6 protein-coding genes are annotated in these 11,026 nt (G+C 69.6%); 5 read left to right on the top strand and 1 reads right to left on the bottom strand.

Annotated features, from left to right (window positions below; all coding sequences use genetic code 11):
• The 5 genes from I2H31_RS23150 to I2H31_RS23130 form a co-directional block, all read left to right on the top strand.
• Nucleotides 1-337: NHL domain-containing protein (locus I2H31_RS23150; RefSeq protein WP_196295435.1), on the top strand; the 337-nt coding region annotated here is incomplete at its 5' end.
• Between the two features lie 111 nt (nt 338-448).
• A complete protein-coding gene (locus I2H31_RS23145) occupies nt 449-673 on the top strand; it encodes a hypothetical protein (protein ID WP_196295434.1) in 225 nt (74 codons plus the stop codon).
• A 146-nt stretch (nt 674-819) separates the two neighbouring features.
• Nucleotides 820-1,803 (top strand): hypothetical protein, encoded by a 984-nt coding sequence (locus I2H31_RS23140; RefSeq protein WP_196295433.1) that lies wholly within the window; start codon nt 820-822, stop codon nt 1,801-1,803.
• Nucleotides 1,804-2,006: 203 nt separating this feature from the next.
• Nucleotides 2,007-4,574, top strand: coding sequence for an RCC1 domain-containing protein (locus tag I2H31_RS23135; RefSeq protein ID WP_196295432.1), 2,568 nt, complete (start codon nt 2,007-2,009; stop codon nt 4,572-4,574).
• Nucleotides 4,575-4,819: 245 nt separating this feature from the next.
• Complete coding sequence (locus tag I2H31_RS23130) at nt 4,820-7,864, top strand: sensor histidine kinase (RefSeq protein WP_196295431.1); 3,045 nt, start codon at nt 4,820-4,822, stop codon at nt 7,862-7,864.
• A 156-nt stretch (nt 7,865-8,020) separates the two neighbouring features.
• On the opposite strand, the gene gcvP is transcribed toward I2H31_RS23130, so the two are convergent.
• Nucleotides 8,021-10,936 (bottom strand): aminomethyl-transferring glycine dehydrogenase, encoded by a 2,916-nt coding sequence (gcvP, locus tag I2H31_RS23125; RefSeq protein ID WP_196295430.1) that lies wholly within the window; start codon nt 10,934-10,936, stop codon nt 8,021-8,023.
• Nucleotides 10,937-11,026: the final 90 nt, after the last annotated feature.

Genomic DNA, 11,026 nt, shown 5'->3' with positions numbered 1-11,026 from the left:
CACGGCGGCGGGGGTGGTGAGCACGCTGGCCGGCCTGGCCGGCGCCTCCGGCAGCGCCGACGGCACGGGCGCCGCCGCCCGCTTCAACTACCCCGCCGGCGTGGCCGTGGACGCGGCGGGCACCGTGTACGTGGCCGACCAGAGCAACACCACCATCCGCAAAATCACGGCGGCGGGGGTGGTGAGCACCCTGGCCGGCTCGGCGGGCAACCCCGGCAGCGCCGACGGCACGGGCGCCGCCGCCCGCTTCTACTACCCCACCGGCGTGGCCGTGGACGCGGCGGGCGCCGTGTACGTGGCCGATAGGGCTAACAACACCATCCGGGTCATCAGGTAGAAGGATAGCACGTCGGTGTTTTCCGGAGTAATAAAAACGTGGGTCGAAGCCGCACCGAAGTTTTTCGGTAGGGCTTCGGCCTACGTTTTTGCCACTCCGGAAAATACCGACGTGGCTTCGGCCTACATTTTTGCCATACCGGGAAACAGCGACATGCCTTCGGCCTACATTTTTGCCATACCGGAAAACAGCGACATGGCAAAAATGTGGGTTGAAGCCACGTCGGTGTTTTCCGGTGGGGCTTCGACCTGGGTCTTTGCCATACCGGAAAACACCGGCACGCCACGGACCCGGCCCGTTGCCACGCCGAAAAATGCCGGCGCAGCACCGGCGTGAAAAACCGGCGGCTGGCACCCGCACGGGCCAGGCGAAGCGTCCGGCAGTTAAATATGACGCTAGGTGATGAAAGGCTGCTGAAAAACAGATACATTGCCGCCGCCTACGGCTACCCAATCCCGGGCCGGCCGCTCAAGGATGTGACCATGCAAAATCTACTCCGTTTGCTAAGCGTTGTCTTCGCCGACACCGAACGTTCCATCGAAGACACCTCGGCGGGTTTCCTCGAACACAACACCCTGTTTCAGGCCCTGCCCGACCGCGCCGCCTTGCTCAAGGCCAACCAAACCCGCACCGCCGCCTACGCCGCGCAGCTCACGGGTTTCAACACGGCCATCGGCAGCAGCCAGGCCGGGCAGCAGGTGGGCCGCACCCTGAGCGTGGCCGAGCAGGGCAAGGCCCTGGCCCGGCTGAAATCGAACCTGGCGGCCCTCAACAACGACTTCGTGGTGGCCGACGCCGCCCTGCGCGCCACCCTGGTGCAGCTGCTCTACCCGCGCGGGCTGGAGGAGTACAGCAAAGCCAGCTTCAAAACCCTGCCCGACAAGCTGCGCGTGTACCTCGACCTGGTGCAGGACCCCACCAACCAGGTGCCGGCCGCCCTCGCCGACAAGAGCGTGGAGGAGCTGGCGCCCTTTGCCACCGCCCGCGAGAAACAGGCGGCCCAGCAGCAGGCCACCGGCCAGGCCCGCCAAAAGCGCCGCGACATGCTGCCCCTGCTGGAAGAGCAGCTCACCCGCAACCTGCACGCGCTGTGCGTGTACTTCGAGGACAACCGCAGCCAGGTGGCGTCCTTTTACAACAACCGCTACTTTGGCGAGCAGGCCGCGGCCCACCCCGGCCGCTACGCCGGCCAGGTGGGCCGGGCGCACACCAGCCAGGTGGTGAACCTGGCCGAGGCCCCGGCGCGCTACACCCGCTTGAGCCTGGCCGTGGACGAGGACTTCGGGCTCAGCTTTTACCGCACCGACGACGTGAAAGCCCCCACGCCGGCCGATGCCCTGCGCGTGACCAACGCCACCCCCCGCACCCTGCCCCTGGCCGAGGTGCCCGGCAAGGGCGCCCTGCTGGTGGTGCGCAACGACAGCCCCTACCTGGGCCACTACACCGCCGAGCTGCTGGCGGGGTAGAAGCCGGCCGGCCCGTTGCCCGAACAGTAGCGCCCACCCCCGGCCGGGGTGGGCGTTTTTGCTGGCCGCCCGCAACCGTGCCGCCCGCCCCGCCGCCTCGCGGGGGAGCTGCTGTGCCCCCGGTGGCGGCAATGCCCGCCGGGCGGTAGCGCCGTACCTTGCAGCGGCTTACCCGGTTGTTCCTCCTTGCTCGCTGCCCGCTTATGACCCCTTTTTCCTCTTGCTGCCGGGCCCGGCGTACCGGCCCGCTCTCTTCGTTGCGGGCGGCCCTGGGGCTGCTGGCGCTGCTGCTGGCCCTGCCCGCCGCCGGCCTGCGGGCGCAGGTGCTGGCCCGCACCTTTGCCGCGGGCACCTACCATTCGCTCAGCATTCACGCCGACGGCACGCTCTGGGCCACCGGCGACAACGGCTACGGCCAGCTGGGCACGGGCACCACCACCTCCGCCACTGCCTGGGTGCAGGTGGGCACGGCCGCCACTTGGGTGCAGGTGGTGGCCGGCTCTGAGTACACCCTGGGCTTGCAAGCCGACGGCAGCCTCTGGGCCTGGGGCCGCAACTACTCCGGGCAGTTGGGCCGCGCCACCAACGCCGGCACCAACACCGCCAACCCCACGCCCACGCAGGTGGCCGGCACCTACACGCAAGTGGCCGCGGGGCAGTTTCACAGCTTGGCGTTGCGCGCCGACGGCAGCCTCTGGGCCTGGGGCGACAACACCTACGGCCAGCTGGGCAACGCCACCAACGCCGGCACCACCACCCCGAACCCCACGCCCACGCAGGTGGCCGGCACCTACACGCAGGCAACGGCCGGTGAAGCCCACAGCCTGGGCTTGCGGGCCGATGGCAGCCTCTATGCCTGGGGCTCGAACTACTACGGCCAGCTGAGCCGCGCCGCCAATGCCGGCACCACCACCGCCAACCCCACGCCCGCGGCGGTGCCGGGCACCTACACGCAAGTGGCGGCCGGCAACAACCACAACCTGGGCTTGCGGGCCGATGGCAGCCTTTGGGCCTGGGGCTGGAACGGCTATGGCCAGCTGGGCATCCCCGCCAACAGCGGGAACGGCGCCCCCAACCCCACGCCCGCGCAGGTGGCCGGCACGTATACCCAAGTAGCGGCCGGGGCTTTCCACAGCTCGGGACTGCGGGCCGACGGCAGCCTTTACGCCTGGGGCTGGAACGGCGACGGCCAGCTGGGCAACCCCGCCAACAACGGCAACAACACCCCGAACCCCACGCCCGCGCAAGTGGCCGGCACTTATGTGCAAGTGGTGGCCGGACGCAACCACACCCTGGCCCTGCAAGGCAATGGCAGCCTCTGGGCCTGGGGCTGGAACTTCTCCGGCCAGTTGGGCAACGGCAGCACGAGCGGCCTCAACGCCGCCAACCCCACGCCCGCGGCCACGGGCACGGCCCTGGTCACGCGCAGCCTGTCCCTTGGCCTCGACTTTGGCCTGGCCGTGCGCGGCGACGGCACCCTCTGGGCCTGGGGCAGCAACGCCTTCGGCCAGCTGGGCCTGCCCATCGCCATGGCCAGCACCACCCGCCCCGTGCGGGTGGGCACCGCCACCGACTGGGTGATGGTGGCCGCCGGGCAGTTCCACAGCTTGGGCCTGCGGGCCGACGGCAGCCTCTGGGCCTGGGGCCACAATAACTTCGGCCAGTTGGGCAATGCCACCAACAACGGCACCACAAACCCCAACCCCACGCCTACGCAGGTGGCCGGCACCTACACCCAAGTGGCCGCCGGAGCCTACCACAGCCTGGGCCTGCGGGCCGACGGCAGCCTCTACGCCTGGGGCTGGAACCAGTTTGGCGAGCTGGGCATCGCCACCAACAGCGGCACTTTTGGCCCGAACCCCGTACCCACGCAGGTGGCCGGCACCTACACCCAAGTGGCCGCCGGAGCCTCCCACAGCCTGGGCCTGCGGGCCGACGGCAGCCTCTACGCCTGGGGCTGGAACCACTACGGCCAACTGAGCAGCACCACCAACAACGGCACCGACATTGCCACCCCCACGCTCACGCCGGTGGCCGGCACCTACACCCAGGTAGCGGCCGGGGGCACCCACAGCCTGGGCTTGCGGGCCGATGGCAGCCTTTACGCCTGGGGCAGCAACACCTACGGCGTGCTGGGCTCGTCTGTCAACATCAACACGTACAACCCCAACCCCGTGCCCACGCTGGTGGCGGGCACCTACACCCAGGTGGCCGCCGGGGTACAGCACAGCCTGGGCCTGCGGGCCGATGGCAGCCTCTGGGCCTGGGGCACTAACTACGCCGGCCAGCTGGGCAAAGGCAGTTTTGGCCCCGACGCCAACCCCACGCCCACCCGCGAGGTCACCCTCGGCACGGGCTGGACCACGCTGGGCACCGGCTCGGTGGCCTCCTTCTCGCTGGTACGCACGCCCTCAGCCCAGAACTTCGCCAGCGCCGGCCAGAACGGCGACGGCCAGCTCGGCGACGGCACCACCACCAATGCCAACCGCTTCGACCGCGTGAGCCCGCTCACCAGCTTGCAGCCGCTGCCCGTGCGCCCCGGGGCGCCGGCCGAAGCCGGCCTGGCCCTGTACCCCAACCCCGCCCCCCGCGGCGCGGCCACGCTGCGTGGGGCAACCCCCGGCGCCCCGGTGCAGGTGCTCGACGCCCTGGGCCGGGTGGCGGCCACCGCCACGGCCGACGCCGCCGGCACGGCCGCCCTGGCCGGGCTGGCCCCCGGCCTGTACGTGGTGCGGGCTGGGGCGGGCCGCCTGCGCCTGGCGGTGGAGTAGGGAGCAGTGGCGCCCTCGTGGGCCACTACGTGGCCGAGCTGCTGGCGGAGTAGCCCGCCGCGCCCCGCGCCCGCCCCAAAGCGCCTGCCCCCGGCCGGGGTGGGCGCTTTGGGGCGGGCGCGGGGCGCGGCCGGTACTTGGGCCAACCCGTTGGGCCAGGCCGGCCGCACAGCAATTTACCTCTAACTAGCGGGGGCGTGCGAAGCTGATTGATATTTGCACCCCCTTTCCACCGCTCGGCCGGCATGCTACCAGAACTACTGAGAACAATGTGCGCCCTGCTGGGCGGCTGGCTGCTGCTGGCCGGGCCGGCGGCCCGCGCCCAGCCCCTGGAGCAGCAGCCCGACCGCGTGCTGAGCACGGTGGGCCTGCGCGACGTGAGCAGCGACGCGGCGGGCTTTGCCTGGGTGGCCACCCGCCAGGGCCTGTTTCGCTACGACGGGCGGCAGCTGGTGCCCCTCGGGCAGCTGATACGGCAAGGGCCGCACCCGGCCGGGGAGGCCACCCGGGTCGTGGTCGACCCGACCGGCACGGTGTGGATGGGCCTGTCCGGCGGGCTCTACGCCTTTGTGCCCGCCACCGGCGAGCTGCGCCAGGTGCTGCTGCCTCCCCGCAGCGGCCAGCTCAACGCCCTGTTGCTGCACCGGGGGGCGCTGTGGATTGGCCGGGGGCTCGACCCCTGCCAGGTGTTTCGGCTGCCGCTGCGGCAGCCCCGGCAGCCCCCGCGGCTGGTGTGGCAGCACCCGCAGGGGATAGTACGCGCCATCGAGCCCGACTCGGCCGGGGGCCTGCTGGTGTTTGGCGACAAACAAAGCTGGCGGCTGCTGCCGGGCGGGCAGGCGCAGCCCGTGGCCACCCACAGCCACCGCTACCGGGTGCAGGCAGCGGGCGGCCCCCGCCGCACGCAGGTAGCCGACCACCCCCTGCGCCTGCCCCACGGCCCCTATTACCTCACCGACAGCACCCTGGTCGCGCACCGGCCGCCGCAGCCGCCGCGGGTGCTGGCCCACTGGCGCCGAAGCATCTCCTCGGCCGCCGTGCCGCGCCTGAACGTGCTGGAACTCGACAGCACTTGGTACTGGCTGGGCACCGGCGAGGTACTGGCGCTGTCCATCCGGCGGCAGCGGCAGCCGCCCGTGCTCCAGCACTTCCCCTTGAGCCTGGCCCGCGGGTGGAACGGCTGGCTGTGCTTCAACCGCGACCGGACGGGGCTGTGGGCCTTTGCCGAAGGCATGCCGGGCGTGTTCACGCTGCAGCCCCGGCCGGCGGCCGTGCAAGCGCTGCCCGTGGCCGGCGGGCAGCGCCTGAGCACCCGCGTCATCAACCGCCTCGCCGACGGCCGGCTGGTGGTGGGCAGCTACGCGGGCACCTTCACGCAGGCCGCCGACAGTCCGCTGGCCCCCCTGCGCCCCTGGCCGGGCGAGGCGCCCACCACCGTGTGGTTTTGCAGCCTGCGCCTGCCCGATGCGCGCCTGGTGATTGGGCTGGAAGACGGCCACGTGCGGCTCCTGACCGGGGCGCGGTTCGAGGATTTCGTCTGGGCCGGCCCCCATCCCACCCCTTCGGGCAAAGCCACCTTCTGCCTGCTACGCACCCGGGCGGGGCAGCTGTGGGCCGGCGGGCAGCAGGGCCTGTTTCGGCTTGACCTACCCCACCGCACGCGCACCCGCTACCGCGAAGGCGACGCCGCCTGGCCCCTGCACCACTGCGAGATTGAGGCCCTGAGCGAAGGCGCCGGCGGCGAGCTGTGGCTGGCCACCAACCAGGGCCTCTACGGCCTGCAGCCCGCCACCGGCGCGCTGCGCCACTACGGCCCCACCGAGGCGGGCGCGCACCACCTGCCCACCGCCCTGCTGCGCTGCGTGCTGGCCACCCACCGCGACAGCGTGTGGCTGGGCACCACCGACCAGGGCCTGCTGCTGCTGCACCCGGGGCGGGGCGTGCGGCAGCAGCTCACCCAGGGCCAGGGCCTGCCCCACGCTACGGTCAGCTTCGTGCTGGCCCCGCCGCCCGGCCGGGTGCTGTGGGTGGGCACCGACGCCGGCTTGGTGCGCTACGAACCCCGCACCGGCCGCCGCAGCGACCTGACCACCGCCGAGGGCCTGGCCACCAACGAGCTGAACCGCCAATCGGCCTGGTACGATTCGGCCCGGCAGCGCCTGTACGTGGGCGGCGTGGGCGGGCTGAGTTACCTTGAGCCCCAGGCCCTGGCCGCCGCCGAGTACCGGCCCCGGCTATTGCTCACCGCCCTCACCCAGCACCACGCCCAGCCCGATACCATTCGCACCGATTACCTGACCGGCACCTTGCCTCAAGGCCTGGAGCTGGCCCCCGGCGACGCCTTCGCCGACCTGACCATCAGCCTGAGCGATGACGTGGGCCCCGAGGGTCGCTTTGCCTACCGCCTGCTGGGCACCGGCCGCGCCCCCTGGCAGGAGCTGGGCACCGGCAACCGCCTGCGCCTGCAAGGGCTGGAACCGGGCGACTACACCCTCGAAATAAAGGCTGAAACCGGGCTGGGCACGCCCGCCCGCAACGTGCTGCGCGTGCCGGTGCACGCGCGCACCTACTGGTGGCGGCGCCCCGGCGTGTGGGCCAGCCTCACCGCTCTGCTGATGGCCCTGGCTGCCGGCGGGGTGTATGGGTGGCAGCAGCGCCGCGCCCGGCAGCGCGAGCAGCAATGGCAGGCCGAGCGGGCCCTGCGCCAGCGCATCGCCGTGGACCTACACGACGACGTGGGCAACCTGCTCACCCAAATCAGCCTGCAAAGCGGCCTGCTGCGCGAAAGCTCCCTGCTGCCCGCCCCCCTGGTCGCCCGCGTCGAAACCCTGACCACCACCGCCCGTCGGGCCACCCAGCAGATGAGCGACGCCATCTGGGGCCTCTCGGCCACGGCCCCCACGCTGCCCGAGTTGCTGGTGCACATGCGCGACCACGCCTACGAGGTGCTCCAGCCCCTGGGCATCGAGGTCAGCTTCGACACCCACCCCGCCGTGGCGGGCCTGCCCCTGTCGGTGGAGGCCCGGCAGGCCCTCTACCTCATCTTCAAGGAGGCCCTGCACAACGTGGTGAAGCACGCCCACGCCACCGAAGTACACGTGCAGCTCACCCCCGCCGGCCGGGCCCTGGCCCTCACCATCCGCAACGACGGCCCGCCCCCCGCCGCCCCCGCCCGCGCCGAGGGCCAGGGCCTGGCCAGCATGCAGGCCCGCGCCGCCGCCGTGGGCGGGCGCGTGGCCTACCCGGTGCAGGCCAATGGGTTTGTAGTGGAGGCGGTGGTGGGGGGGTAGGGGGGGAAGGAAAGTGAAAGCGCCTGTCATCCTGAGCGCAGCGAAGGACCTTACCACGTCGGGACGAATCGTTCTCACGTGATAAGGTCCTTCGCTGCGCTCAGGATGACAGGCGCTTTCACTTTCCTTCCCCCCGTTACCAACCCATCAATCCTCCTAGTACGACGGCCCTTTATCAGCCTGCACCAAGTCCTCTTCCTTATCGGCGTACTGCTCAATGGGGGTGCAGGCGCAGATGAGGTTGCGGTCGCCGTAGGCCGAGTCGATGCGGCTAACGCTGGGCCAAAACTTGTTGGCGCGCACGTAGTCCATGGGGTACACGGCCTGCTCGCGGGTGTAGGGGCGGGTCCACTCGTGGGTGAGGACGGTGGCGGCGGTGTGCGGGGCGTGCTTCAGCACGTTCTCTTTGGCGTCGGCCTGGCCCGACTCCACCGCCGCAATTTCCTTGCGGATGGAAATCATGGCGTCGCAGAAACGGTCCAACTCGTCCTTGCTCTCGCTTTCGGTGGGCTCCACCATCAGGGTACCGGCCACGGGGAACGACACGGTGGGCGCGTGGAAGCCGTAGTCCATGAGGCGCTTGGCGATGTCCTCGACTTCAATGCCGGCCTTCTTGAACTGGCGGCATTCCAGAATCATTTCGTGGGCGCAGCGGCCGTTGCTGCCCGAGTACAGCACCGGGTAGTGCGCCTCCAGGCGGGCCTTGATGTAGTTGGCGTTGAGGATGGCAATCTGGGTGGCGCGCGTCAGGCCCTCGCCGCCCATCATCGAAATGTAGGCGTAGCTGATGGGCAGGATGCTGGCCGAACCCCACGGCGCGGCCGAAACCGAGCCTTCGGCGCGGCCTTCCACCGGCACCACGGCGTGGCCGGGCAGGTAGGGCACCAGGTCGGCTACCACGCCGATGGGGCCCACGCCGGGGCCGCCGCCGCCGTGCGGGATGCAGAACGTTTTGTGCAGGTTGAGGTGGCACACGTCGGCGCCAATGTTGGCGGGCGAGGTGAGGCCCACTTGGGCGTTCATGTTGGCGCCGTCCATGTACACGCGGCCGCCGTGGTTGTGAATGGTCTGGCAGATGTCGATGATGGTTTCCTCGTACACGCCGTGCGTGCTGGGGTAGGTCACCATGAGGCAGCTCAGGTTGGCGGCGTGCTTCTCGGCCTGGGCCTTGAGGTCGGCCACGTCGATGTTGCCGTCTTCGGTGCTTTTCACCACCACCACCTGCATGCCGGCCATCACGGCCGAGGCGGGGTTGGTGCCGTGGGCCGAGGCCGGAATCAGGGCCACGTTGCGGTGGTGGTCGCCGCGGGCGTCGTGGTAGCCTTTGATGGCCAGCAGGCCGGCGTACTCGCCTTGCGCGCCGGAGTTCGGCTGCAGGCTCACGGCCGCAAAGCCGGTCACCTCGCACAGCCAGGCTTGCAGGTCGGAGAAAATCTGCTGGTAGCCCTGGGCCTGCTCGATGGGGGCGAAGGGGTGCAAACCGCCGATTTCGGCCCAGGTCACCGGAATCATTTCGGCGGTGGCGTTGAGCTTCATGGTGCACGAGCCCAGCGGAATCATGCTGTGCGCCAGGCTCAGGTCCTTGTTTTCGAGCTGCTTCATGTAGCGCAGCATCTCGTGCTCGGCGTGGTGCGTGTTGAAGATGGGGTGCGTGAGGTATTCGCTGCTGCGCACCAGGCTGGCGGGCCAGGTCAGCTCGGCCTCGGTGGGCATGTCTGCGGCATCAGCTTGCTTGCCCAGCACTTTGGCGAAGACGTTCAAAATGTCGTTCACGTCGCTCAGCTCGGTGTTCTGGTTCAGTGAAATGCCCACGCGCACCTCGTCGAAGTAGCGGAAGTTGATGCGGGCGGCTTCGGCCTCCTGGCGCAGGGCCTGCTGCAGCTCGGCGCTTTCGAGGCGCAGGCTCAGGGTGTCAAAGTAGGCTGAGTTGGTTTGCTCCACGTCCAGCTTTTTCAGGCCGGCTTCCAGGGTTTGAGCCAGCACGTGGGTGTTCACGGCGAACTGACGGAGGCGCTGGGGGCCGTGGTACACGGCGTACATGCCGGCCAGCACGCTCAGCAGCACCTGGGCAGTGCAGATGTTGGAGGTGGCTTTTTCGCGGCGGATGTGCTGCTCGCGGGTTTGCAGGGCCATGCGGTAGGCCTTGTTGCCGGCCGCGTCGATGCTCTGGCCGATGAGGCGGCCGGGAATCACGCGCTTGAACTGCTCTTTGCAGGAGAAGAAGCCGGCGTGCGGGCCGCCGTAGCCCATCGGCACGCCGAAGCGCTGCGAGTTGCCCACGCACACGTCGGCGCCCAGCTCGCCGGGCGAAGTCAGCAGGGTGAGAGCCAGCAGGTCGGCGCCCATCACCACAAACACGTTATTCTTCTGGGCTTGCGCGATGAAGTCTTTGTAATCAAATACCTCACCGTCGGCGGCCGGGTACTGCACCATGGCGCCGAAAAAGCCGTCGCCGCTGAGGTCAATCTGGCGGTGGTCGCCCACCACCAGCTCAATGCCCACCGGCGTGGCGCGGGTGCGCAGCAAGTCGATGGTTTGGGGCAACACCTGCTCCGACACGAAGTACTGGTGGGCGCCTTTTTTCTTGGTCTGGCTGTGCAGCATGTGCATGGCTTCGGCGGCGGCGGTGCCTTCGTCGAGCAAGCTGGCGTTGGCGATTTCGAGGCCGGTGAGGTCAATCACCATCGTCTGGTAATTGATGAGGGCTTCGAGGCGGCCCTGGGCGATTTCGGCCTGGTAGGGCGTGTAGGCGGTGTACCAGCCGGGGTTTTCCAGAATGTTGCGCTGGATAACCGGGGGCAGGGTGGTGTCGTGGTAGCCGAGGCCGATGTAGGTTTTGAACACCTGGTTCTGGCCGGCAATCTGCTTGAACTTGGCCAGGAAAGCGCGCTCACTGAGGGCGGCCGGCAGGTTGAGCGGCTTCTTGAGGCGGATGGCCGGCGGCACGGTTTCGTCGATGAGCTGCTCGATGCTGGCCACCCCGATGGTGCGGAGCATGGCGGCCTGCTCGTCGGCGCCGGGCGCGTTGTGGCGAGCTTCAAAAACGTCAACTGGCGAGAATTTCAACGACATAAAGACGAATAAATGATGGGAGTGGAGGCTGGTTTCGGAGACAACAAAGGTAGCCCCGAAAGGATTGCCGCCGACGCGCTGGCCGGGCAA

This window comes from Hymenobacter ruricola, from assembly GCF_015694525.1.
In the GTDB taxonomy this organism is placed as follows: domain Bacteria; phylum Bacteroidota; class Bacteroidia; order Cytophagales; family Hymenobacteraceae; genus Hymenobacter; species Hymenobacter ruricola.
This window is presented reverse-complemented; position numbering and strand designations above follow the sequence as displayed.